Consider the following 25001-nt stretch of genomic DNA (forward strand, 5'->3'; position numbering starts at 1 on the left):
CATTGCTTTGGTTTAAAAGCAGGCTTTTACGTTGTTATTTTATTAAATAATGAGAAGCTGCGCTTCTAACGTGAGCAAGCTCGACGTCTACAAGCGAAATTAACCACAGAGAAGTAAAGGGGAATAACAGGGGAAGTGACCAACGAATACCTGGGTTTCTTCTGTGTAGCGCGAAGTGCCTCTGTGTCCTCGGTGGTGTAATTAATAACAAGCTTCGCTTCTAACGTGAGCAAGCTTGGCGCCTACGATAAACTTGAGCGCCGCGCCCAAGACTCACTGCGTATCTATTTAAATAATACTGCAATCATGTTAAACACCGCCAAACTAATCATTAATGTATTAATGACCGATTTGGTAGTCATTTATGAGATCTGAACAAGCATTAAACTGGCTCGTTGATTGAGTGTTTTAATTTGTCAGCATCGTACTTTAGATAAAAGTTAATTAAAATTTACTTATGGTGTTTGGCTTTACTTTAACTCCTAATAAGTAAGCTTTGCTTTACTTATGAGTTGCTTTATCTATTCCTCACCCTAAAAGTAAGTTTAAGTTGACTTTTGGTTTGGGTATCCTAGAATTTGTTATATAAGTAAATTATAGTTGACTAAAATGAGCGAAGCCCCTGCAAAAAAAACACTCGGAAGAGTGGTTAAGCCCACCCAAATGCCAGAACTTTCAATGCCTTTTTCACCAGAGCTGTTAGCCAAAGCGGTTACTGCAAAACGCACAGGTATGAAGCTAACGTTAGTTGATGTGTCGCAAGCATTAAATATTTCAAAGCCGACGCTGATAAAGATTGAAAAAGGCGATGTTAGCGTACAACTTTTTAATGTACTTAAAGTGATGGAATTTTTAGGGCTGTCGTTTAGCCTTGTTAGTGATGACTTATCACACCACCAAAACGATGAAGGGGTGAGTGATGAGCAGTGGTATTAACACAAGTAGTTTAGATGTGTTTATCGGTCAATCGGAAAAAGTGGCTGAGATAACGCTGGCAATAGGCTCTGAAAATGAGATTTCATTTACCTATGAAACGAAGTGGATAAATGATGGCTTTGCGGTTTCACCCCACTTGCCACTCAATGGCGATTTTGACTCACGTGCAATACGTAATTATTTACAAAACTTATTACCTGAAGGAAGGGGCCTTGAAGAAATAGTTAGCAGTACTACTATTTCTAAGAATAATACCTTTGGTTTGATCAAAGTGATTGGTGAAGAAACATCAGGTGCTTTATCATTTCAAGCTAGTAATTACGCTGTAAAGCAAAGCTCCTTTCGTGAAGTAACCAAAGATGAGTTAAGCCAAAAGTTGAACCGTTTTAAGCAAGCTGGCGAGCCAATTTCACTCTGGGATGGACGAACCAGGCTCTCGGTTGCTGGGGTTCAAGATAAGCTTAATCTACTCGAAATAGATGGCAAACTAGGGTTTGGTGAAGGCCTGTTATGCTCTAATAAAATCTTTAAGTTTGAAACGGGTGCTGCGCCTTTTATTGCCGTAAATGAGCTATTTACTATGCTGCTGGCAAGAGGCGCTGGACTTGATGTACCTAACGTTGAATTGCGTACCTTTGGTGAAATGCGGGCTTTTGTTATCGATCGTTTTGATAGGCGTGTTGTCAAAGAGCAAAACCGAGTCTTGCGTCGGCATGTTATTGATGGTTGCCAAGCAACCAATTTACCCCCTTCTTATAAATACGAGCGTCAGCACGGTGATGAAGGCGATGGTATTTATATTCGAGATGGGGTTTCTTTTTCTAAGCTTTTTAATATTAAAACAGTGAATGAGCAAGCTTATCAGGCGCAACTTATTCGCTGGATGACATTTAATATTTTAGTGCGTAATTATGATGCCCATGGTAAAAACATTAGCTTTTTTGTTGGTAAAAATGGTTTAGAGCTAACACCGTTTTATGACTTGGTTAATATAGAAGCTATTATCGAACAGACGCGTATTGATTGTGCAAAAGAAGGTTCGCAACCCTCTATTTCAAGGCATTATGCAATGTCGTTAGGTGATTATAGTTCACAAAGTGCAGGCAACTTTAGCAATGAAATTACGGCTTATATGTTAGCTGATTTTGCTGAAGAGTTTAATATTTCTCTTGCGCGTATGCAGCTACTTATGGGGCAAACAGTCCAGTCAGTATTGGCTGCAATTGATACGGCTAAATCAGCAGCTGTAGAAAATAATTTATCTACGGCTGAATTAACGCACATTGATCTATGTATAAAAATAATCAATAACGCATCTGGCAAATTGAGTGAGCAGATTGAACTATTACCGAGTATGAAAGCGTTTATTTAAGCGCTAGGCTTAAGTGGGAGAATCACAGCTGAAACCGGTTACTACAGGTTTTTTAATTCACAAACATTACCTTTTCAAACTTGAAAAATCACACAGTTATATCACCACAGAGAAGTAAAGGAGCAGTGAATAACTAATCCTTTGTTTTCTCTGTATATCGCTAAGTGCCTCTGTGCCCTCGGTGGTGCAATTAATGAGAAGCTGCGCTTCTAACGTGAGCAAGCTCGACGTCTACAAGCGAAATTTACCACAGAGAAGTAAATGAGCAGTGAATAACTAATCCCTAGGTTTCTTCTGTATAGCGCGAAGTGCCTCTGTGTCCTAGGTGGTGCAATTAATGAGATGCTGCGCTTCTAACGTGAGCAAGCTCGACGTCTACAAGCAAAATTAACCACAGAGAAGTAAAGGAGCAGAACAGGAGCAGTGAATAACTAATCCCTGTGTTTTCTTCTGTGTAGCGCTAAGTGCCTCTGTGTTCTCGTGGTGCAATTAATGAGAAGCTGCGCTTCTAACGTGAGCAAGCTCGACGTCTATGAGCGCGGTATAAAATTGCGCCTGTATGTTAGTGCTTTTCTTTGTGTTTTTTACTCTGAGTAATTTATTTAAGTTTTAGTAACAATAAACGTAAACTTTTTAGTTGCGGTGGTGTCATAAAAAGAGTTGCTTTTTATTGTTTGTTACAAATAAATAACGTGTTGGCTGGTTGCAAAATGAGCGCACAGCTGTTGCCAGCGGTGCAGTGTGGTGCGCTGCGCTTACCAGTAGTTCATTAAATTTTAACATTGATTGCGTTGTGCATTTAATTAACGCAACCTAGTATTAAAGATTGACAGTACACACCCAAACAAAACATAATATTAACATTGGCTACACTTAAAAAGCATTTTGCCTAATTGTATTGCGTAAACTGGTTAAAGGAGGGAAGTATTATGAACAAATTACTCATTGTATGCACTGTTACTGCTGCAACTTTGTATGTGTTTAAAAACGATTTGACCACCTTAGCTCAGAATACCCTATCCAACTCTATAACTAACACCACGGCTGTGCAGCCTGCTCAACCTCTGGTAGTAGATATAAAAGCAATGCCTACCAACCCCGATACAACTAATCAAAACGGCGCAGCCCTTACTGAGCAAATAGTAATTACGCCACAAGAAGTGGGTGAATACTCTGAGCTAGAAGGCGGTGTTAATGCACAAAATACGGTTGATTTGGCCCAGTCAGAGCAAGTGTTTTTAAATAAAGTGCAAAGTAGTTTTGCTGAAAAGTCATTATTTTTATATAGCTTTGAATGTAAACAAAACGATTGTAATGCGGGTATTGTAGCAACCGACGGCCAACCAAAACACGAAGACATAGCCGGCGTGTTAGCCGATTTATCGGCGTCGGAGGAGTTTGCTAATCACTCTGTGCAATTAGCGGGTGTGGCGGTTAATAATGATGGTATTTTGCAATACGATTTAAACATTAAAAATATGCCTCACGAATAAAAAAACGTTTAAACAAACAGCGGCTTTATAGCCGCTTTTTTTGTGCCTGTAGCGCATTTGTAATTGCTTTATTTAATACAAAGCCTAAAAGGGCAGTTATACCAATCCGTAATAATATTAAACGTGTCACTATCTGCGTTAAAAAATCATGTTTACGACTGCATGGATGCAGAGGGTAGAGCAATGCAGGAGCAATTTTAAGTAGCGAATTTTTCCTCGCTATCAACACGTTTTGTTCCCTTAAATTACCTATTAATTATTTATCTAATCTTTTGTTTTCATGTTTTTAGCGCGTTCTTCTGCATCTATTAAGGCCTGAGATTTAGGCGCTTTCTTTTTTTGCTCTATAACGGGCTTTTTGTCTGAGTTTGGGTCCCAGCTTTCATCTAGCGAAAGGTTTGCAAACGGGTTGTTTGCATCAGCTTGCTTAGGCGAACTCTCGGGGGCTGGCGCTGATTGAGCAGGTTGTGCCTCGTGAGCTGTGTTTATTGGTGTATCTAACCTTGGTTCGTTTTCCGGTTTTACTGAAGCTGCTGTTTGTGCGCTTTCTTTGCTTGCTTTTAAGGGCGCATCAGGATCGTAGGTACGAATTTCGGGCTCTTTAAAGTCGTGTTCGCCATTAAACGTGGTTTGCTCAAGCGCGCTATTGTCATTAGTCTCATGCAAGTGCGCGCTGGTATCTGGCTCTGTTATAGGGTTACTTGGCGCGGCAGGTTCGTTTATAAGCGTTGACTCTTGCGGTTTAACTTCTTCAATAGGAGCTGCTTTTGGAGTTTCAGCCGCACTGCTTTGAGGCTTACGCGTGCGCTTAACCGTAGGCGCATCAGGGTCAAACTCTCTCACTTCGGGCTCTGCAAAACCGTTTGCATTTTGTATACGCGCTAAGGTGTTTTTAGCGGCGGCTTCAAACTCGGCAGTGTTTGGCTCTGGCGCTACTTTTTTAGGTTCAGGTGTTGGTGTATCTTCTTCTGGTTTAGCTTGCTGTGGCTCAACCTCTGTTGCAGGCGCCTTGGCAGGCATTGCCTCGCTTATTGGCGCATCAGGGCTCTCAGGCTCGCTCGGGGCCGAAACCGTTGGCACAACTGGTTTTGAAAGTTCATCACTTGGGGCTGGAGCCGTTTTGGGTGGTGCTACTTGCGCTGCGCTTTTGTTGTTATTTTTTGGAGCTGTAGCCGGTGGAGCAATAGGTGGCTCGGGCTTATTTTGCTTAGCGCGGCGTAAACGTATAACTACCATTGCGCCAATTAATACCACAATAAGCAGTAGTAAACTTGGTAACAGTAATGAACTTGGCGGCTCTGCGGCAGGCGCAGGTATAACTACTGGCGCAGGTTTTGGCGTAGTATTAACCGTTGGCTGCTCAGTTTTAGGCTCTGTTTTTAGAGCCGTTGAAGATGCTGGTGGCTGCGCTTTTGTTTGGGTAACTTGGGGTGTTAACTCGCTGCTGTTAGGCGCAAGCTCGGTTGTAGGCGTACTTGGTGTATCTTTTTGTGTATTAATAGGTGCAGGCTCATTAATTTCTGAGTTTTGCTCGCTAATTTGGTTAGCGGGTTGAGTAGATGTTGTGGCCTTGCTCGCACTTTGTTTTATGGCTTCTTCTGCTGCATTTATTTGCTCAAGCAGGGCTTGCTCTTGCTCAGGAGTAAGCGCAGACGGTTCAGGCTCTTGTTCAACAACTTGGGGCGCTATAGGTTTTGTTTGTACTTGCTTAGGTTTATTACAGTTTCTTTTAAAATCCCGCGAGGCCTTTCGGTACTGTTGGCTGGCTTTATTATTACTGTACTGCTGCATTTCTTGTTTTATTAAAATGCACATGGCTTCGTTATAGGCGGCACTTTGGCTGCTGTAAAATAAAGCAAAGCAAAAAATAAGTTGAGAGAGTCTGGTAATCATAAAACACGGCACTTAAGTATCAATAGTTTGATTTTAAGCGCAAAATAAAAATATATCTAGGCTATAGCTTAGGGCGTGTTGATTTTTGCGGATTGAAATTTGTGCAATCTAGGGGCTATTAAATCGCGGCGCGAGGTTTGTAACCTAGTGAAATAAGTACAAACCATCCAACAACACGCCCTAGTTAGTCAATCACCATTAGGCTGCGGTATTCATCGTAAGCAAATTGGTCGGTCATGCCACTTATATAATCTTGAATGAGCCTACAGCGGTAGTAAAACTCGTAAGCGGCAAAGTGGTCTGGCTCTTCTTGCATGGCATCAATGGCGTGTTGGTAACTATTTAAGTGCTTTTTAGAAAGCTTTTTAATCAGCCGCGATTCGATTAATAAGCGCGAATCGCCATTGAGTGCGCGTTTAAATTCGTCGCTATTAAGTTGTAGCAGTGGTTTATAACAATCGAGCAGGCCGTTAATTATGCGATAGCCTTGTAGCTCGAGTTTTTCTACCTCTTTGTGAGAAAATACATGCTTAAGCGCAACTTGTTTTAGGGTTTTAGTAACGGCGTGTAAGTGGCTGCTATCTTCTAGTAGAGCTTGGTTAAAATCGCCATGGTAAATAGGTTCAATGTGCTCTATAAAACGCTTAGCGGCGTGGTTTACAAGCGGGTGAAGCAAAGCTACACGCAGGTAAATAAAAAATTCGCTATTAAAATTATAAGGCTGCGCGTTGGCGCGCTCTAGCGCGTAATCAACTGCTTTATTTACAAAGTTTAGGTGCTCGGTGTCGTCAATGGTTAGGTTTATTAGGGCTTTTTTATATTCACTTTTTAACTGTTGGCAAAGCAGCTCGGTGGTTATTATGTCTTTTTCTACGGCGTCTTCTATGTCGGCTAGGCAATACGAAATATCGTCGGCAGCTTCCATAATATAACTTGCTGGGTGGCGGCAATATGGCTCTATAACTAGCTCGTTTTGTAATGCCTCTACAAAGGTTTTTTCGCTGTAGTAGTAACCTACTTTTTTCATTAAGTAGTTTTTATTTTGTGGTATGTCTTTTGGGTTTAAGCCTGCAGGGCGGGTGTATTTTAAAATGCCTGCACTTTGGCAATAGGTTAAGTTTAAGCCCAATAATGAATGAATTATACGTATGCCTTGCGCGTTGCCTTCAAAGTTACAAATATCGTGCGCTAAGTGTTTAAAAATAACCCCTATGCCGGTATTTTGCTCTTGGCAGCGCGCAGGTGTAACGCTTGCTAAATTGTTATTAAACCAGTGGTTTATGGCGGCTTCACCAAAATGCCCAAAGGGTGGGTTGCCTATATCGTGCATTAGGCAGGCCATTTCTACTAGGCTTTCAAGCGGGCGTTCTAGCCCTTTTAAGCCAAACTCGCTTTGTTGCTCAAAACTTAAATTAGCAAAAATACGCTGTACTATAAAACGGCCAACTTGCTGAACTTCTAGTGAGTGAGTTAAGCGCGAGCGCACCGCTGCGTTACGCTCTAGCGGAAAAACCTGGGTTTTTTGCTGCAGGCGGCGAATAGCGGCACTGTTAATTATGCGCCCGCGGTCGCTTTCCATTGCCATTTGCAAATTTGCGGTGGTGCGATACATACGCGCTGGGGTTATTTTTTTACTAAAGTCGATCATGGTTTCTCCGTGAATAGCGCGCTGCGTCATTGATATTTAATAAACTGGGTTTAATCTAGCAGTTTGTATCATAAAGTAACAACTTGCTTTAAAATAATTTTTTTGCATTTAAGGTAGTAAAAATGAAGCTGTGGATTTTAAAGGTAATGTTGTTTTGCCTTGCTCTAGGGACGAATAGCGCGTTTGCCGCGAAAGAGCAAACTGTTGTACTTATATCAATAGATGGCATGCGTTGGGATTACATAGAAAAACACGGCGCGCCTAATTTAAAAGCAATGGCTGCTAAAGGTGTTCGCGCACAAAAGTTGATGCCTGTTTACCCAACTAAAACATTTCCTAATCATATTTCTATTATTACTGGGTTGTTGCCGGTAAATCATGGCATTGTTGATAACAAATTTTGTGACAAAGCACGTAAAAACGAGTGTTATAGCATGGGGAAAGCGCAAAACGACAGCACTTGGGTCAGCGGCATTCCACTTTGGAATTTAGCTAAAATGCAAGGCTTAAAGTCGGCTACTTATTTTTGGCCTGAGTCTGATGCACGCTTTAACGGTATGACGCCCGACTATTATTTTCATTATTCTAAATACAGTGACTACCAAAGCCGCGTTGATCAAATAGTTCAATGGCTAAGCTTACCTAAAGCGCAGCGCCCGCGTTTTGTGGCAAGTTATTTCTCGCTGGTTGATAGCATGGGGCATGAGTTTGGGCCAGACGCACCACAAACCCGCGATGCAGTTAAGCAATTAGATGAACTAATGGGGCAACTGCAAGCACGTTTGAGTAAATTAGAGCAAGATATTAACCTTGTTATTGTGTCTGATCACGGTATGGCGCATGTAGATCCTAAGCAAAGTATTGATATTGCAACCTTACCTAAAAGCGATAACTTTATAGTTAAAAATACCGGCCCGCGTTTACTTATTTATGCAAAACCTAGGGTATCCAGTGCGCAAATTGCAACTTACAAGCAAGCATTACAGCACGCAGCAAACGGCCGATATACGGTGTTAAATGACCAGCAATTGGCGGATTATCATTACAATAAAGGTACGCGTGTAGGGGACATTGTTGCGCAAACGAATGCACCTGCTGTGTTTACTAATGAGGGCAAAGCGATGTACTTAGGTACACATGGCTATGCCTATACCGATGATATGGCGGCTACGTTCATTGCGGTAGGGCCTGCTTTTAAACAAGGGCTAAGCCTTGAAAAAGTAAGCAATCTTGATATTTACCCTGTACTTGCAAAAGTAATGGGGCTTAAGCTGTTAAATAAAGTAGATGGCGATGGTAAAACACTTATGCCAGCTATTAAGCAAAAAATAGTAGTGCATTAAAAAAGAGCGCCAAGGCGCTCTAAAGGGAATAAGGCTAACTTGGCTTATTTAAAATTAGCGATACTTGTTTTTGTATCGGTAACGGTACGAATAGCGTACGCTTGGCCAGTTACACCAAAAGCTAAGCCATTTACGCTCCAATTAGGGTTAGAGAAGTAATCGTACTGTGTTGCGCTACCGTAAACATGCGGGTAGGCCATAATGCTGGCAAACTCGTTTTGCACGCCATGACCCATACCATCAACATACACACCGCCTGAGGTGTCACCTTGTTTGCGTGAGTGCGCTAAGCCTTGGTTGTGGCCCAGCTCGTGTACAAACGTAGTTGCGCCACAATCAATAGCCGTAATTGAGTACATGCGGTCGCTCATTGAGCTGTATAAATTACCGTTTGTACCTTGGCCAACCCAAGCTAAACCACACGAGATTAAACCATTGCCCGCACTTTGGCCGGTACCAAGCACAGCCACCATGTCGGCTTTCCAGCTAGTGCGTAAACCATCTACGTAGCTGCTGTTAGTCACTGCATCTAACCAATCTTCAGACGGTGTAATTGCGTAATCGCCTAGGTTTTCTGTGCCGGCTAAACGCAGCGTAATGTCTACCCCATTTTGGCTATAAACCTGGTTACTAAATGCGATCAGCTGGTTTATTTTGGTATTTATATTACTCGTAGCTGCGGCCGATTGGTCGGTATATAAAATACCAATATCAATCGTTACTGCCTGTGCTGCACTGGTTGCAAATAGTGCGCTGGCAATGGCTGCCGTAGTGATTAGTTTTTTCATTTTTGTATTTCCTTACTTATGTAGTGGTTGGAAGTTTTACTGCTGATTTAGTTGGGTTACTGCGTGTTGGGTTGTTCAGTTTTTTTTGGGGCAAACATATCTATGGTTTTATCTGTTTTTGGTGTGGGCGCATCTACGTGATGCTCTATGTGGCTTTTATATAAATCACGTTTTGCTGCTATCCAGCCATATTTACCTTTACTTTCAAAAACGTAATTGCCGCTAGGTGCGGTAAATTGCCCATAAATTGCATCGTTTCCTACGGTCATTACCGTGGTGTGTAGTTGGCCATTGGCACCTATTACTTGACCAAATATGCTTTTATCGCCATTGCTAGCCTCTGATAGTGAAGTAATTTCGGCGCTGTAGGTTTCGGCAGTTTGCGGAATTGAAATATCAAATGAGTCGCCAGTTTCAAGCGCTTGCAACGTGTTTAGGTCAAACTCTATGTAGGCTTCGTTGTTTAAATCGCTTGGTAGCACCTTGGCGTTGGTAAGTACCTCTTTGGCTTTTGCTGATACCTTGTTAATGGCTTCAAATTGGCTGCTTTGCGCGGGTGCCTCAATCGTTTTAGGCTGCACGTTAACAGGATCTTTACTCATATCTATAGGCTGCGGTGCTTTTTTATTTGCTGCAAATTGAGAGTCAACGGGCACTATATCCACTGCAACGGACGCCGTTACTTGCTGAGGTTTTTCGGTATTAAATAACAGCTTATAAATGGCAAATGCAGATAGTCCAAGGGCAACAATTATTAAAAGAGCGCGTTTCATTTGTTTCTCTTATGGGTTTTTTAGTTAACTAATTGTTATGTTTTATATCATATGGAGAATTAGATCAAGTTAGTGTTGGTAGTGCAAAAGTATTAATTATTTGTATTGTAAATGGTTGTAAATAAAGAATTTACCTATAATAGGTTTTGTTTTTTGAGTTTAAAGGATGGGTTTTTACAGGGTTTTAGCGGTGTGCAAGCGTAAGCGGATAATTATTTTTGTTTTTAATTTAGCAATGAAAGGTGTGACCTTTATTTTAAAAAAAATTTTAAAATAATGAATTTTTTTCACGCTTAATAGCGTAAGCGCTAATTGCAAAGCATAAATAGGCAACGTATGTTGTGGGCTTAAAAATCTAAATTTAAGAGGGATTTTATGACGTTTTCCGATCAGCTGCTTAATCGAGCAACCGCTGGGTTAGTGGCTGTTATTATTGGTTTTTCAAGTTCCATTGCGCTTATTTATCAAGTTGTTATAACCCTTGGCGGCACGCCCGATTTAGTTGCAAGCTGGCTTTTAATGCTAGGGCTGGTAATGGGCATAACCACGATTGGGTTGTCGTATTATTATAAAGTACCGGTTTTAATTGCGTGGTCTACCACCGGGGCGGCGTTACTTATTTCCAGCGCGCAGGGCTACCATTTAGGTGAAGCCATTGGTGCATTTATGTTTGCCGCTACCTTGGTTTTTGTGTCGGGGGTTACCGGTTGGTTTGAAAAAATAATGAACCGTATTCCAAGCGAACTTGCCTGTGCCATGCTGGCAGGCGTATTGGTCACCTTTGGTATAGATGTATTTAATTTTATGAATGAGCTACCCCTGGTTATAGGCTTGATGGTGCTTATGTATTTTTTAGGAAAACGTTTTTTTGCGCGTTTTGCCATGCTAAGCGTATTAATTGCAGGCGTGCTACTGGCCTGGCAAATGGGCCATATTGATACTGGCGCCATTCATTGGAAAATAAGCGAGTTTACATACATAGCGCCAGTGTTTAATTTGCAAGCGTGTATAAGTATTGGCTTACCACTTTATATAGTGACCATGACCTCACAAAACTTACCAGGTATTGCTGTATTAAAGGCTCATAATTATAAAGCGCCTATCTCAGCTACACTTAATGTAACCGGTTTTATTAATATTTTAACGGCTCCGTTTGGTACGTACTCTATTAATTTAGCCGCTATTACCGCCGCTATTTGTATGAGCGACGAGGCCGATAAAAGCCCCGATAAACGCTATTGGGCAAGTATTGCCGCAGGCGTATTTTATATTGTTATGGCGCTTTGTGCGGCAACGCTTGTTGGCTTAGTGGCAAGTTTACCGCAAGAATTAATTTTAGCCTTAGCGGGTATTGCATTGTTTGGCACCATTGCTAACAGCTTGCAACAAGCGTTGAGTTCAGCCCAATATACCGAGGCGGCAATAGTGACGTTTTTGGTAACTGCATCTGACTTAACTATGCTGTCGGTGGGTTCTGCATTTTGGGGAATTATTGCTGGGGTGTGTACGCTGATGATCACTCGTAAAGGTTAAAGCAATGCGCGTCTACAAGATTAAATTTTACACTGGCGTGGAATGTAAGCCGTAGCCGCGATTTTATATCGCGCTTGTAGACGTCGAGCTTGCTCACGTTAGAAGCGCAGCTTCTCATTAACTCCACCACCAAGTACACCGAGGCGCTTGGCGCTGCAAAGAGAAAGCACCCGTAGCGTTTAGTCACTTCTCCGGTTATTCTTCTTCGCTTCACTGTGGTGAAACAATCACTTTTTACCTAGGTTAAAGCGTTGCTTTTAAAACGCCAGCAAGCTGCGCGTCTACAGGGATCATTCAGCTCTGCTGTTAAGGCTTAATGTAGGCGCGATTTTATATCGAGCTTGTAGGCGTCGAGCTTGCTCACGTTAGAAGCGCAGCTTCTCATTAATTCCACCACCGAGGACACTGAGGCGCTTCGCGCTACACAGAGAAACACGCGTAACGTTTAGTCACTTTTCCAGATATTCTCCTTCGCATCTCTGTGGTGAAACGATCACTTTATGCCAAGGTAAAAGCGTTGCTTTTAAACGCCAGCAAGCTGCGCGTCTACAAGATTAAATTTTACACTGGCGTGGAATGTAAGCCGTAGCCGCGATTTTATATCGCGCTTGTAGACGTCGAGCTTGCTCACGTTAGAAGCGCAGCTTCTCATTAATTCCACCACCGAGGACACAGAGGCGCTTAGCGCTACACAGAGAAAACACTGGGATTAGTTATTCACTGCTCCTGTTCTGCTCCTTTACTTCTCTGTGGTTAATTTTGCTTGTAGACGTTGAGCTTGCTCACGTTAGAAGCGTAGCTTCTCATTAATTGTAACACCGAGGGCACAGAGGCACTTAGCGATATACAGAAGAAACCTAGGGATTAGTTATTCACTGCTCATTTACTTCTCTGTGGTAAATTTCGCTTGTAGACGTCGAGCTTGCTCACGTTAGAAGCGCAGCTTCTCATTAATTCCACCACCGAGTACACTGAGGCGCTTCGCGCTACACAGAGAAACAAGCGTAACGTTTAGTCAGTTTTCTAGGTATTCGCCTTCGCTTTGCTGTGGTGAAACGCTCACTTTATACCTAGGTAAAAGCGTTGCTTTTAAAACGCCAGCAAGCTGCGCGTCTACAAGATTAAATTTTACTCTGGCGTGGATGTAAGCCGTAACCGCGAAGCCTGCTCGCGTAAAATTGGCTATGGCAGTTAATAAATGCTTATCTTACAATAAAAAAGCGGTGTAAAATTTAACACCGCTTTTTTACGTTAAAGCAACAATGATGTGTTTAAAGCATTGGTTTTAGTACATCATATAAAGCGTTAATGTGATCGTCTCTGTCGTTTAAAGCGGCTATGTAGCGGTATTTTTCGCCGCCGGCATTTTCAAATATTTCGCGGTTTTCTTCTTCAAGCTCTTCGAGTGTTTCTAGGCAATCGGCGCTAAAAGCAGGGCTTAAAATTGCTACGTCGGTAATGTTTTCATCCGGTAACGATGCAAGCGTAGCGTCGGTGTATGGCTTTAACCATTCGGCTTTACCAAAGCGGCTTTGAAAAGTGCTAATTACTTTATCTTTATCAAGGCCTAGTTTTTCAACCACTAGGCGCGTGGTTTGTAAACATAGGCAGTGGTAAGGGTCACCTCTATCTAAAAATAGCTGTGGCATACCGTGATATGAAAAAACCAGTTTTTGTGGCATGCCGTTCTTTTCTAAATCTTCACTTATGCTGCTTGCTAATGAATCAATGTATGCGGTGTTTTTGTGATAGCCATTTACAAAATGTAGCTCGGGCACCCAGCGCCATTTTTGTAATACTCTTGATACGGCATCAAATGTTGAGCCGGTGGTAGGGCTAGAGTATTGCGGGTAAAGCGGCAATACAATGATGCGGGTTAGGCCTTTATCGCGCAGTTCTTTAAGGCCTGCTTCTATTGAAGGGCTACCATAACGCATGGCCATAACAACTTCGGTATTGGTATAACCTTGCTCTTGAAGTAGGGCGTTTAGTTTGTCGCGTTGCAGGCGGGTAATATGCGTTAGCGGCGAGCCGTTTTCGGTCCAAATGCTTTCGTATAGTTTTGCTGAGCGCTTAGGGCGAATACGCAAAATTATACCGTGCAGTATTATCATCCACACCAAACGTGGAATTTCTACTATGCGAGGGTCTGATAAAAACTCACGTAAGTAGGTCCGCAGTGCTGCTGGGGTTGGCGCGTCTGGACTGCCTAGGTTGGTAAGTAAAATGCCCGTTTTTTGATTAAAACGTCCGTCGTGGGGATTGTCAGTAACAGCAGAAAATCGCGACACGGTGTGCTCCTTAAAGCAATGTGATACCAATTAGCAATAATACTTAATCATTTTGCGGGCTTAAACGTGTTGCTATCAGTGTTTAAAAATTCTCATTTACGACTGCATGGATGCAGAAGGCAAAGCAATGCAGGAGCAATTGCCGAGAACAACTAAATAGCGAATTTTGCCTAGCTATCAACACGTTTTTCCATCCTCAAAATAAATCACTTAATTAAGCGGATTGGTATTAAACAGTTTAAAATTTATACCCGGATTAACAGGTACCTGTTTGAATTAGTTTAGCTTATTTACGGTAATTGTAACGGAAAAAACCATGGTTTAGATCAATCATTTAGCGCTTTTTACCATTATTCTAAATGGGGTCGGTTTTTTGGCTTCTAGCTGTTGTAGTTTATCAATAGATTTTTTACCAAATACATGGCCTTTGGGTAACAGCATAATTCCGCTATGGCTGTGTAACGTATGGCCTAAAATCATATTAGCTTTTAGCTCTTTGGCGCTGCATATAACAATAGAACCCGCATTATTAAGTTGCTCGTTTAATTTGCTATGGCTTGCTTCAAGTGCGCGTACAATTTTAGGGTGGTAAAAGGTGCCGCTGTACAGTTTAACGCTTTCGAGGGCATCGCTGTGGCGTTCTTTGTCGGTGGTACTTTGGCTTTGTTCAAAGGCGTTCCAATAATCGCGGGCTACACTAAGTACCATAGCGCCAATAGGAATATCGTTCCCGGCTAGACCCTTTGGTAAACCGTTACCGTTAAAACGCTCATATTGATGATAAATTGCATCTGATACATCGTGTAAGTGTATAGCAGGCATAAGCATTAATTGTGCAGTGCTAGGGTGCGTATAAAAGGCTTTTCGTTGTTGCTCGTTTAGCCGGCTTACTGGCTTTTTATAAAGCTCTGGGTCCATGGCTAGTAAGCCTATTTGCGCTAAATAACCTGCCATGGGGGCTAAATCTATACTTTTTTGCGATAAGTTTAAATACAGTGCTATTTGGGTACAAGTGTCGGCAATTTTTTGTGCTCTGTTGCCATCTAAATAAGGATTAGCGTTTATAAAGTTATAAAGCAGCTCTACGGTGGCTTTGTGTTCGTTTTTTTCGCGCTCGTTAGCGTCTTCTAGTTGCTTAAGTACCTGTTTAATTTGTTTGGTGCGCTTTTCTACTCGTTGCTCTAACGAGTTATTTAATTCGATAAGCTCTTTATTTTGCTGTTTTACTTGCAGCTCAAGTTGTTTGTTTTGTTTTTTTAGTTGAAATTTTTCTATGCTGTCGTTAATGCTGCGCAAAAGCATATCGTTTTGCCATGGCTTTTGTATGTAGCCGTTAATTTGCGCTAGGTTAACAGCGGCGAGGGTGGTTTCTATTTCGGCGTAGCCTGTTAATAAAATACGTTGTGTTTCGGGGGCTTTGTTACGGGCTTGCTCTAAAAATTGCGCGCCATTCATGCTGGGCATTTTCATGTCGCTAATGATTAAGCTAAATTCGTAATTGTTTAAAAGCTCAAGCGCTTGCACTGGGCTTTTGCAGGTCATAAAACTAAAGTTATTATTTTTTAATAAGGAGGTGAGTGAGCGCAGAACAATTTCGTCGTCATCAACACAAAGTACATCTACGGCAGTGATTGAATGTGCAGGCTCTGCAGGTTTGGTCATAATGCTACCTTTTAAAATAATAAGCATAGCTTAAAAATTGCCCCTAGTTTGCATAATTACGTATGGCAAACTAAACGTTATACATGGATACGTATTTATGGAGCGAAAGGATGAGCACATTAACCGACGATTACAAACAAGCTTTTTTAGATGAGCAACATAAACGCATAGCTGCAGAGCAATTGCTTGCTGATAAAAGCCAATTGTTAGTTGTGCTAAACGGCGAACTAACCAAAAATGTTGCTGAGCTGTCTTTGTATCAGCAAATGTTTGTTCAGGCCAACAAAATGGCAAGTGTGGGTGCTTTGTCTTGCAGTATTGCGCATGAAATAAATAATCCGCTTGCTTATGTAATAAGTAATATAGAAAGCTTGCAGTATGTGAGTCCTCTTTTATCTAAATCTCTTCACTATAACGAGCAGTTTTTAAGCGGCCAATTAAATGCAGGGCAATTTAAAAACGTGTTAGTTGACTTAAAAAAACAATACGAACTAGCTTGGAATGGACACCAAATATACTCGCAGTTGAGCGAAAGCCTAGACGGCTTAAAACGCATAAAACAAACCGTGCATAATTTGTTAAATCTAAGCCAATTTACAAGTACCCACAACAAGCAATATTTAGATGTAAGCGAGGTTGCAGGCTCTGCATTAGATGCATTGCAAGGGCAGCTTAAATACTGCGAAATAAAAACCAATTTTGAGCAGGTGCCACTTATTTGGGGCGAGCCGTCGTCTATTCATCAAATTTTTGTAGAGTTATTATTAAATGCTCAGCACGCATGTGAACATGAATTAGAAAAAGGCACCATTATTGAAATAAGCGTGAGGCAGCAAAATGAGGGGGTATGTATAAAAGTGAAAGATAACGGTTGTGGAATGGATGAACATACCCAAGCACACTTGTTTAGACCTTTTTTTACTACACATAAAACCGCCCACTCATTAGGAATAGGAATGACCGTTGTTAACTTTATTTTGCAAGATCACAGCGGAAAAGTAGAAGTTAGCAGTACTTTAGGAACAGGTACTACCATTTGTTGCTGGTTACCTGTAAAAGCACATGAAAGAGGGATAAACCCATTGTAAATAGAGTGTTAATTTAAATTAGGTTTGAAATTAAAATCCTTAATTGTATGTGTTTTAATCAAGTTTAAGTGTTATTTTTTGGTTTTTAAATTTATTTGCATAGTTAGACCTATTATTTAGTTTTTTTCATTTCTTTTTATTTGCATATGTTGCTAGGATGTTCCTCAGTGCGATGTGTTACATCGCAATAACAAATATTAAAGAACACACTAAACAGGGTCGTCACCATGTCAACATACCGTTTAAATACATTAGCTGCCGCTGTTGCGTTTGCCGTAAGCGCACCAAGCGTTGTAAGCGCGCAAGAAGCGTCTGTTCAGGCACAGCAAAACATAGAACAAATATCTGTACTAGGGTCGCGCGTTTCTAACCGTACCTCTACTGAGTCTTCGTCACCTATTGATTTAATAGACGCTGATGATTTAAACAAAGGTGGCTTTACAGAACTAGGGCAGAGCCTGCAAGCGACTGCCCCATCGTTTAATTTTTCTCGTACGCAAGTATCTGATGGCTCTGATTTATTTAGACCAGCAACGCTGCGCGGTTTACAACCCGATCAAACGTTAGTTTTAGTTAATGGTAAGCGCCGCCACAATCAATCTATTTTTGGCCTTAACGGCACTGTAGGTGCAGGCGCTGCAGGTACCGACATGAATGCTATTCCGCTAACTGCGCTTAAAGGCGTAGAAGTGTTACGCGATGGCGCAGCAGCTAAATACGGATCGGATGCGATAGCAGGCGTAATTAACTTATCACTTAATAATTCAACAGGTGTAACAACAGGTTACGTACAGTACGGCGGCACCAGCGAGGGTGACGGCGATACGCTTTCTGCAGGTTTAAATCGTGGTTTTGATTTAGGCAACGAAGGCGGTTTTATTAATTTATCACTTGAATACCGTGATGCTGATGGCACTAACCGTGCAGAGCGCGATACAGGTGGCTCGTTAAATGTTGAACCAGGTACGCTAAGTGAAGATGTACGTTGGGGCCAAGGTAATTCAGAAAGTGAATTTACCTCATTGTTTTACAACATGGCTTTGCCAATGGGTGAGGGCGAATTGTACTCGTTTGGAGGCTACTCTGAGCGCACCGCATTGGGGAACGGTTTTTACCGCAACTTTAACGAAGCGTCTAAAAATGTAACGCAAGTATACAGCGATGGTTTTTTGCCCCGTATTTATAACGAAGCTGAAGATATTTCAGTAGCGGTTGGCTTTAGAGGCGATATAAACCCAGATTGGGGATACGATGTATCGGCAGTGTATGGCGAAAACCAATACGATTTTACTTCACGCAATACTATAAATGCCTCTTATGCGGCGGAATACGTATTTAATAACCCAGATGCAAGCGATGCCGATATAGCTGCAAATGCAGGCCCAACCGGTGGTTATTCGGGTGGTTTTAGATTTGATCAAACAACAGTTAATGCTGATTTTAACGGTATAGTTGATATTGGCCGCAGCGAGCCTTTATATGTAACTATTGGTGCAGAATACCGTAAAGAAAACTACGAAATAGTGCCCGGGGATGAAGCCTCTTACGCATGTGGTTTGGCAAATATGGATACTTCGTACCCATCAGTAAACGATGCTGATCAATTTGCTGAGTGTGGTTTTCAGGCTTATAACGGTTTGCGCCCAGAGGCAACAAACCAAAGCGATCGTAACAGCTACGCGTTTTATGTAGACGTAGAAACCATGATCACTGACGCATGGAACGTAAGCGGTGCGCTGCGCTATGAAGACTTTTCGGATGCGGGTGACGATTTAATTGGTAAATTAGCAACGCGTTATGAATTTAACGATGACTTTGCAGTGCGTGGTGCGGTATCGACTGGCTTTAGAGCGCCATCGCTTCAGCAAAGTGGTTATACCGCGTTTACAACTAACCTAGGCTCAGACGGCACACTTACCCAATCGTTTACTGCAAATACGGGTACTGCTTTTCCAAGTGCGCTGGGTGTAGATAGCTTAGAGCTTGAAACCTCAACTAACTACAGTGCAGGTTTTGTTTACGATGTAACCAGCGAGCTTTCGTTAACGGTTGATTTTTACCGTGTAGAAATTAAAGACCGTATTACGCTTGGTAGTTTACTTTCTGCAGACGATGTTGCCTTTAGCGATGAAGCCGTAGCCGCTTTACAAGCTACGGGCGCTGTGCAGGCTAATTACTTTTCAAACTCTGTAGATTCAACGACACAAGGCGTTGATATTATCGCATCTTACCGTACAGATGTAGAGGGCGGTAATTTTGGTGTGACCTTTGCGGGTAACTTAAACGACACTAAAATTGATAACGTAAATGCTGAAGAGGGTATTCCTGAGTCGGTTGCGTTTGATGATTTACAACGTAGCTTTTTTACTGATGGGCAGCCAAGTGAACGTGCAACATTAACGTTTGATTACGAGCGTGATGCGTATGAAACAACGCTTCGCTTTAATTACTTTGGCGAAACAGACGTTAAGTATTTTGGTAACGACCATATTTCACTACCGGGTGAGCTTTCGCCTACGGGGTCGTTTAAACCAACAAGTACAGTTGAATCAGCAGTATTAGTAGATTTAAACGTTAGTTACCAAATTAACGAAATATTTAACGTATCTGTAGGGGCTGATAATATTTTTGATGAAACCCCAGATGAGTTAGGTGATGACGAAGTGCTTAACTTTATTACCAACGGCGCGTTTAAATACCCTGTACGTGCATTGCCTTACGGCTTTGACGGGCGTACTTATTATGCAAAAGTAAGTTTTGAATTTTAATTATTTGAGTTAGAGCATAAGCGCAGTGTTTTACTGCGCTTTTTTTATGTTTATTTTTTATGAAAAAGAGCGCTAAAACACTTGCAAGGTTGAAAATTAAGCATACAATCGCCACTTCTTAAAGTGCTTACTAATGTTGGTGAGTATTTAATTTATAGGAAATAAAATGGCTAAAAAATCGAAAAACAAATCGGTAAATAAAAACGCGGTAGATACCGGCCGAGGTGTTATTAATCATAATGCACTGGCGGCGTTAGTAACCTCTAAAGTATTTAAACCTCAAGTGGTTAAAGCTAAAAAAGGGAAAGGCTCGTTTAAGCGCAATAACAAACACGCAGGACGAGAGTCTTATTTAATCGCGGCTTAAATAGCACCGATCAAATAAGACTTTTAACTGCCTAATTTTTGCCAAGCATACGCGTAAGTGTGTTGTCTTTATCTATAATGTGATGTTTTATAGCGCCCACAATGTGCAAGCCTAGCGCAACTAGTAGCGCATTAGCTGTTATGCCATGAATGGTTTTACCTAACTCTGCTAAGCCTTGGTTAAAAGCGAGGCTTTTTTGTGGGTTTTCTGGGTTTGGGTTGTGCGGTATAAGCTCTAGCCCAAACACCTCTACACCATGCCCACCAAAGCCCGACATAATTAGCCCCGAAATAGGCATAAGTAACATGCTTATTATAAGAACGTAATGCACAATTTTAGCTAATACTTGCTCATAATTTGGGTGTTTAACGTTGTGCTTTGGCCAGCCATTCATAATACGCCATGTTACTCTTAGTAATGCAAAAGCAAGTAATATTACACCAAATGATTTGTGCCAGCTCATTAGAAAAAACGCTTTAAAGTTTTCTATATACAAGCCTGAGCCTAATAACCCAATAATTAGAATAGCCACAATCCAATGCAGGCTTATGGTGGTTTTGCTTAACGTACTTGTTGTATCTTTTGTAAGTTTCATTGTGGTTATTCCTAACTTAAAAAGTGGCGCTTAGTTGCGTGTACAATTGAATAATCTACATTAATGCAGCTAGCTTAAACTATAGAGGGTTAAAGTAGGGTTAACTAAATTGGCGTATACAAAATAATTTTTTGGGTTTAATTTGGGCGCTAGGCGCGAAGCTTGATCGCGCAAGATGCTAGTTACTTCTCTAAAAGCAAAGCGCCTCTTAACCTCTTTATGATTTATTGATCTTTAATACAAAAATGCACAAAGAGAAGGGATAGAGAAGTAAATGAGCAGTGAAAATTGTAGACGTCGAGCTTGCTCACGTTAGAAGCGCAGCTTATCATTAATTCCACCACCGAGGACACCGAGGCGCTTCGCGCTGCACAGAGAAACACGCGTAACGTTTAGTCACTTCTCCGGTTATTCTTTTTCGCTTCTCTGTGGTGAAACAATCACTTTATACCTAGGTAAAAGCGTTGCTTTTAAAACGCCAGCAAGCTGCGCGTCTACAAGATTAAATTTTACACTGGCGTGGAATGTAAGCCGTAGCCGCGATTTTATATCGCGCTTGTAGGCGTCGAGCTTGCTCACGTTAGAAGCGCAGCTTCTCATTAATTCCACCACCGAGGACACTGAGGCGCTTCGCGCTACACAGAGAAACACGCGTAACGTTTAGTCACTTTTCCAGGTATTCTCCTTCGCATCTCTGTGGTGAAACGATCACTTTATGCCTAGGTTAAAGCGTTGCTTTTAAACGCCAGCAAGCTGCGCGTCTACAAGGTAGTTTACCTCGGTGTTAACTTTGTAGGCGCTACGCTTGCTCGCGCAAAATGTTAGTTACTTCTCTTAAAGCGAAGCGCCTCTAAACCTCTTTGTGATTTATTGATCTTTAATACAAAAATGCACAAAGAGAAGGGATAGAGAAGAAAATGAGCAGCCAAAGTAAATTGGTATAAGTTATTTGTATATCACCACCGAGGTGCGTAGCATCTAATAATCTAAGTCACCTTCTTTTAAATTATTTGCAATGGTTTGAGAGGGGTTTTCGCCAAATAACTGCGTGTAATCTTTAGTAAATTGCCCTGCATGCCAAAACCCCCAGTTGGCAGCTATAGTTGAAATTGGCTTAGTTTGACCAACCACTTTAAGCTCCCGCCTTACGTTATTTAAACGGGTTAAACGTAAAAACCTAAGCGGGTTAATGCCTAAAATGCTTTCGAAACTGTATTGCAACGTACGCCTACTAACAAAAGTAAGCTCGCAAAGCTCAGTTATAGTAATTGTTTTTTGTGGGTTGGCTGCGACGTACTCTTTTACTTTATCGACCACTGCTTTACGGTGTCTGTAACTTGGGGCTATGTTTTGCTGCGGGTTATCGGCTTGCAATAAATGTAGTGCTAGCATACTAAGCATATCTTGCTGAGACTCAGGCCTAAGCCCAAAACCTTTATTTACAACCATACTGTTAATAATTTGCCTTGCCGTTTGCAGCGATGAGTCACTTACCGACAAACGAGCAGACTGTGCAGATGACAGGTTTTTGATTGTTACGCCCTGTAACTGCGCCATGTACTCAATTGAATGCCAATTAACAACCAAACCGTAAATATCAAATCGTTCAGGGGTAATTAGTTCAAAGTCGCTGTTGCTGGTACGGCACATAAATTGATTATCCGCTACATCAAGGCCATTAATTTTACTTTGCTGCAACTGACTCGGTATCCCAAGCCAAATAGAGTTAGGCGCTATATTGCATTGCTGGCGAAGTGAGCGCTCGGTGTACTCTTTAAAGGCATGAATATTACTGTAATTAACACCTTCTATATAGCCATAAAAGCGTCCATCGCTTACCTGGTCATACTTTTGCTGCCATTGAGTTAGGTTGTGAGCTTGCTCGTCAATATCGTGAGTATATACCTTGCTCTTTTGTGGTGCATTATTGCTGCCTTGCTGCGCCATATAGGTGATGCTCTTTTAAAGTAAACATATTTTTAGTTTAAGTTAGCGCCAAATAAAGGCTGCAACTTACTGAAATGAAATAATAAAACCTGATTTGCCAAAATTCGATAGTCACTTGGTATAAATTAAGCTCCTTTGTGACTATTCAAAATTGATTTATAGCTTGTACGAAGCAAGACCTATACCAAGGCTTGTAATATGAGTTATGCGGAGTAAATCATGGGGCATACGTACAGTTATACGTTAGGAACACATACTTATAAATTCAAGAGTTTAGCGCAGTTAATGGCTAAAGCTACGCCGCAGCGCTCGGGTGATAGATTAGCCGGAGTGATTGCACAATCGGCGCAAGAACGTGCTGTAGCACAAATGACATTAGCCGAAGTACCACTAAAAGCATTTTTAAATGATGTACTTATTCCCTACGAACAAGACGAAATTACACGCCTTATTATTGATGAGCATGATGCAAACGCTTTTAAGCTTATATCGCACTTAACCGTGGGAGATTTTAGAAACTGGTTATTAAGTGATTTTGCAACGCCTGCGGTTCTTGCAAATGTTAGGCAGGCCATTACCCCTGAAATGGCCGCTGCGGTGAGCAAAATAATGCGTAATCAGGATCTTATTTTAGTTGCTAAAAAGTGCCACGTTAAAAGCGCGTTTAGAAACACCATAGGGCTGCCTGGGCATTTATCTACCCGCTTGCAACCTAACCATCCAACTGATGACATAAATGGTATAGCCGCCTGTATGCTCGATGGCCTTTTATACGGCAATGGCGATGCGGTTATAGGAATTAACCCTGCCACCGACAACGTAGCGCAAGCCATTAAATTAATGACGCTGATGGATGATGTAATTCAAAAATACGAAATTCCAACACAAAGCTGTGTGCTTACCCATGTAACCAACACTATAGAATGTATAGAAGCAGGCGCGCCGGTTGATTTGGTTTTTCAGTCTATTGGCGGTACAGAGGCCACTAATTCAAGCTTTGGCTTTAATTTAAATACGCTAGCTGAGGCGCAAGATGCTGCGCAGAGCTTAAAACGTGGCACGGTTGGAAATAATGTTATGTATTTTGAAACAGGGCAAGGCAGCTCGCTTTCGGCTAATGCACATCATGAGCTTGACCAACAAACCTGTGAGGCGCGTGCCTATGCTGTAGCGCGTAAGTTTAACCCTTTATTAGTTAATACCGTTGTAGGGTTTATTGGCCCTGAGTATTTATTTGATGGTAAAGAAATTACCCGCGCAGGGCTTGAAGATCACTTTTGCGCCAAGCTCTTGGGCATACCTATGGGGTGTGATGTGTGTTACACCAACCACGCCGAAGCTGACCAAAACGATATGGATAACTTACTTACGTTACTAGGTGTGGCGGGTTGCTCATTTGTAATGGGTATCCCGGGCTCGGACGATATTATGCTTAATTACCAAACGACCTCATTTCATGATGCGCTCTATGTGCGCCGGGTTTTAGGCTCGCGCCCAGCTCCCGAGTTTGAAGCGTGGCTTAGCAAAATGAAAATTATGGAAAATACCGCAGAAACTATTTTATCAAATACCTTACCAACTGCCTTTGCTAAGCCATTAAAAGCAGTACAAGGAGGGATGTAATGAAAGCGGTTAAAAGCATAAACACACAAAGCAGCAGCGCTCACGATAACGGCAAAGTGGTTGAAAACCCATGGAGCGATTTACGCCGCTTTACCGATGCCCGAATTGGCCTTGGCCGAGCGGGTATAAGCTTACCTACAGCCGAAATGTTAGCGTTTCAGTTATCGCATGCTCAGGCGCGCGATGCGGTTAACTTTCCGTTAGATATTAACGAAATGATAAAAGCGCTCAGTGGTATTGATGCGCTTAGCAAGGGTGAAAAACCACTAAATGTACACAGTGAGGCTGTTGATCGGGTTACTTATTTACAGCGCCCCGATTTAGGCCGAAAGCTAAACCAAGCAGGGCGTACAACGCTTTTAAACACAATGCAAAGTAAGCAAAGCAGAGCGCAAGCGCAATACGATTTAGCCATTGTGATAGTCGATGGGCTTTCATCGTTGGCGGTACAAAAAAATGCTGCGCCGTTTATTAGCGAGCTGCTTAACCAACTACATAGCAATTCAATGCCTTATAAATTAGCGCCTGTGACCCTTGTAGAGCAAGGCCGCGTAGCGATTGGTGATGACATTGGCGAGCTGCTAAATGCGCAAGTAGTAATGGTACTCATTGGTGAGCGCCCGGGGCTTAGCTCTCCCGACAGCCTTGGTCTTTATTTAACATGGGCGCCAAAAACGGGGCTTAACGATGCCTGTCGTAATTGTATCTCTAATATTCGCCCAGCAGGGCTTAGTTACTTTGAAGCGGCGCGCAGAGCTGTGTATTTACTACAAGAGGCTAAAAAGCTTGGGCTTACAGGGGTTAATTTAAAAGACAGAACACAGGACGATGTAATAGAGCATCAGGTTCAAACAACTAATTTTTTAATCGCAGAATAAAAC

Annotated in this window: 19 protein-coding genes; 11 read left to right on the top strand and 8 right to left on the bottom strand. The window is 41.9% G+C overall.

The annotated features are described in order from the left end of the window. Window positions 1–225: 225 nt before the first annotated feature. The 4 genes from WDB87_RS14140 (at window position 226) to WDB87_RS14155 (ending at window position 3801) form a co-directional block, all read left to right on the top strand. On the top strand, window positions 226–375 hold the full coding sequence (locus WDB87_RS14140) for a hypothetical protein (RefSeq protein ID WP_337850212.1): 150 nt from the start codon (window positions 226–228) through the stop codon (window positions 373–375). 234 nt (window positions 376–609) lie between these two features. Further along, entirely contained in the window at window positions 610–936 is a 327-nt protein-coding gene (locus WDB87_RS14145) for a helix-turn-helix domain-containing protein (protein ID WP_337850213.1), read from the top strand. Beyond that, window positions 920–2308: a HipA domain-containing protein gene (locus tag WDB87_RS14150; RefSeq protein ID WP_337850214.1), complete on the top strand. Its 1389-nt coding sequence runs from the start codon at window positions 920–922 to the stop codon at window positions 2306–2308. Before WDB87_RS14145 ends, WDB87_RS14150 begins: the two co-directional genes overlap by 17 nt. A gap of 929 nt (window positions 2309–3237) precedes the next feature. Further along, on the top strand, window positions 3238–3801 hold the full coding sequence (locus WDB87_RS14155; protein ID WP_337850215.1) for a hypothetical protein: 564 nt from the start codon (window positions 3238–3240) through the stop codon (window positions 3799–3801). A 264-nt stretch (window positions 3802–4065) separates the two neighbouring features. On the opposite strand, the gene WDB87_RS14160 is transcribed toward WDB87_RS14155, so the two are convergent. Next, window positions 4066–5694, bottom strand: coding sequence for a cell surface protein (locus WDB87_RS14160; protein WP_337850216.1), 1629 nt, complete (start codon window positions 5692–5694; stop codon window positions 4066–4068). Window positions 5695–5878: 184 nt separating this feature from the next. Beyond that, window positions 5879–7342 carry a dGTPase gene (gene dgt, locus WDB87_RS14165; RefSeq protein ID WP_337850217.1) on the bottom strand — a complete coding sequence of 488 codons (1464 nt, stop codon included), beginning with the start codon at window positions 7340–7342 and terminating at the stop codon, window positions 5879–5881. A gap of 122 nt (window positions 7343–7464) precedes the next feature. On the opposite strand from dgt, the gene WDB87_RS14170 reads away from it, so the two are divergent. Next, window positions 7465–8685, top strand: coding sequence for an alkaline phosphatase family protein (locus WDB87_RS14170; protein WP_337850218.1), 1221 nt, complete (start codon window positions 7465–7467; stop codon window positions 8683–8685). 44 nt (window positions 8686–8729) lie between these two features. On the opposite strand, the gene WDB87_RS14175 is transcribed toward WDB87_RS14170, so the two are convergent. Together WDB87_RS14175 and WDB87_RS14180 are read right to left on the bottom strand one after the other, a co-directional pair. Then, entirely contained in the window at window positions 8730–9473 is a 744-nt protein-coding gene (locus WDB87_RS14175) for a zinc-dependent metalloprotease family protein (RefSeq protein ID WP_055016617.1), read from the bottom strand. A gap of 56 nt (window positions 9474–9529) precedes the next feature. Beyond that, on the bottom strand, window positions 9530–10246 hold the full coding sequence (locus WDB87_RS14180) for a hypothetical protein (RefSeq protein WP_337850219.1): 717 nt from the start codon (window positions 10244–10246) through the stop codon (window positions 9530–9532). A 375-nt stretch (window positions 10247–10621) separates the two neighbouring features. Here WDB87_RS14180 and WDB87_RS14185 point away from each other — a divergent pair, with 375 nt between their 5' ends. Further along, window positions 10622–11779 (top strand): benzoate/H(+) symporter BenE family transporter, encoded by a 1158-nt coding sequence (locus WDB87_RS14185; protein WP_337850220.1) that lies wholly within the window; start codon window positions 10622–10624, stop codon window positions 11777–11779. A gap of 1271 nt (window positions 11780–13050) precedes the next feature. On the opposite strand, the gene hemH is transcribed toward WDB87_RS14185, so the two are convergent. After that, window positions 13051–14070, bottom strand: coding sequence for a ferrochelatase (hemH, locus tag WDB87_RS14190; protein WP_337850221.1), 1020 nt, complete (start codon window positions 14068–14070; stop codon window positions 13051–13053). Window positions 14071–14400: 330 nt separating this feature from the next. After that, window positions 14401–15732, bottom strand: a complete 1332-nt coding sequence (locus tag WDB87_RS14195; RefSeq protein ID WP_286248645.1) for an HD domain-containing phosphohydrolase — start codon at window positions 15730–15732, stop codon at window positions 14401–14403. Window positions 15733–15842: 110 nt separating this feature from the next. On the opposite strand from WDB87_RS14195, the gene WDB87_RS14200 reads away from it, so the two are divergent. The 3 genes from WDB87_RS14200 (at window position 15843) to arfA (ending at window position 19955) form a co-directional block, all read left to right on the top strand. Next, a complete protein-coding gene (locus WDB87_RS14200) occupies window positions 15843–16820 on the top strand; it encodes a sensor histidine kinase (RefSeq protein ID WP_337850222.1) in 978 nt (325 codons plus the stop codon). 227 nt (window positions 16821–17047) lie between these two features. After that, window positions 17048–19588 (top strand): TonB-dependent receptor plug domain-containing protein, encoded by a 2541-nt coding sequence (locus tag WDB87_RS14205; protein WP_337850223.1) that lies wholly within the window; start codon window positions 17048–17050, stop codon window positions 19586–19588. A gap of 166 nt (window positions 19589–19754) precedes the next feature. After that, window positions 19755–19955 (top strand): ribosome alternative rescue factor ArfA, encoded by a 201-nt coding sequence (gene arfA, locus WDB87_RS14210; RefSeq protein WP_286248651.1) that lies wholly within the window; start codon window positions 19755–19757, stop codon window positions 19953–19955. Between the two features lie 31 nt (window positions 19956–19986). Here arfA and WDB87_RS14215 read toward each other — a convergent pair whose 3' ends face one another. Further along, window positions 19987–20550, bottom strand: a complete 564-nt coding sequence (locus WDB87_RS14215) for a cytochrome b (protein ID WP_286248652.1) — start codon at window positions 20548–20550, stop codon at window positions 19987–19989. A 978-nt stretch (window positions 20551–21528) separates the two neighbouring features. Further along, window positions 21529–22497 carry a helix-turn-helix domain-containing protein gene (locus tag WDB87_RS14220; RefSeq protein ID WP_337850224.1) on the bottom strand — a complete coding sequence of 323 codons (969 nt, stop codon included), beginning with the start codon at window positions 22495–22497 and terminating at the stop codon, window positions 21529–21531. A gap of 219 nt (window positions 22498–22716) precedes the next feature. Here WDB87_RS14220 and WDB87_RS14225 point away from each other — a divergent pair, with 219 nt between their 5' ends. Together WDB87_RS14225 and eutC are read left to right on the top strand one after the other, a co-directional pair. Then, the gene (locus WDB87_RS14225) at window positions 22717–24120 is read left to right on the top strand and encodes an ethanolamine ammonia-lyase subunit EutB (RefSeq protein WP_337850225.1); all 1404 of its coding nucleotides are present in this window, start codon (window positions 22717–22719) and stop codon (window positions 24118–24120) included. Then, complete coding sequence (gene eutC, locus WDB87_RS14230; RefSeq protein WP_337850226.1) at window positions 24120–24998, top strand: ethanolamine ammonia-lyase subunit EutC; 879 nt, start codon at window positions 24120–24122, stop codon at window positions 24996–24998. The genes WDB87_RS14225 and eutC overlap by 1 nt, the downstream gene beginning before the upstream one ends. The last annotated feature ends 3 nt before the right edge of the window (window positions 24999–25001 follow it).

Origin of the sequence: Pseudoalteromonas sp. C12FD-1, assembly GCF_037414265.1 — a bacterium.
Lineage (GTDB): Bacteria > Pseudomonadota > Gammaproteobacteria > Enterobacterales > Alteromonadaceae > Pseudoalteromonas.

Bases quoted from the DNA above. Each gene is read 5' to 3' on its own strand.
- WDB87_RS14145 (WP_337850213.1), top strand. From the start codon at position 610: ATGAGCGAAGCCCCTGCAAAAAAAACACTCGGAAGAGTGGTTAAGCCC.
- WDB87_RS14150 (WP_337850214.1), top strand. From the start codon at position 920: ATGAGCAGTGGTATTAACACAAGTAGTTTAGATGTGTTTATCGGTCAA.
- WDB87_RS14155 (WP_337850215.1), top strand. From the start codon at position 3,238: ATGAACAAATTACTCATTGTATGCACTGTTACTGCTGCAACTTTGTAT.
- WDB87_RS14160 (WP_337850216.1), bottom strand. From the start codon at position 5,694: ATGATTACCAGACTCTCTCAACTTATTTTTTGCTTTGCTTTATTTTAC.
- dgt (WP_337850217.1), bottom strand. From the start codon at position 7,342: ATGATCGACTTTAGTAAAAAAATAACCCCAGCGCGTATGTATCGCACC.
- WDB87_RS14170 (WP_337850218.1), top strand. From the start codon at position 7,465: ATGAAGCTGTGGATTTTAAAGGTAATGTTGTTTTGCCTTGCTCTAGGG.
- WDB87_RS14175 (WP_055016617.1), bottom strand. From the start codon at position 9,473: ATGAAAAAACTAATCACTACGGCAGCCATTGCCAGCGCACTATTTGCA.
- WDB87_RS14180 (WP_337850219.1), bottom strand. From the start codon at position 10,246: ATGAAACGCGCTCTTTTAATAATTGTTGCCCTTGGACTATCTGCATTT.
- WDB87_RS14185 (WP_337850220.1), top strand. From the start codon at position 10,622: ATGACGTTTTCCGATCAGCTGCTTAATCGAGCAACCGCTGGGTTAGTG.
- WDB87_RS14195 (WP_286248645.1), bottom strand. From the start codon at position 15,732: ATGACCAAACCTGCAGAGCCTGCACATTCAATCACTGCCGTAGATGTA.
- WDB87_RS14200 (WP_337850222.1), top strand. From the start codon at position 15,843: ATGAGCACATTAACCGACGATTACAAACAAGCTTTTTTAGATGAGCAA.
- WDB87_RS14205 (WP_337850223.1), top strand. From the start codon at position 17,048: ATGTCAACATACCGTTTAAATACATTAGCTGCCGCTGTTGCGTTTGCC.
- arfA (WP_286248651.1), top strand. From the start codon at position 19,755: ATGGCTAAAAAATCGAAAAACAAATCGGTAAATAAAAACGCGGTAGAT.
- WDB87_RS14215 (WP_286248652.1), bottom strand. From the start codon at position 20,550: ATGAAACTTACAAAAGATACAACAAGTACGTTAAGCAAAACCACCATA.
- WDB87_RS14220 (WP_337850224.1), bottom strand. From the start codon at position 22,497: ATGGCGCAGCAAGGCAGCAATAATGCACCACAAAAGAGCAAGGTATAT.
- WDB87_RS14225 (WP_337850225.1), top strand. From the start codon at position 22,717: ATGGGGCATACGTACAGTTATACGTTAGGAACACATACTTATAAATTC.
- eutC (WP_337850226.1), top strand. From the start codon at position 24,120: ATGAAAGCGGTTAAAAGCATAAACACACAAAGCAGCAGCGCTCACGAT.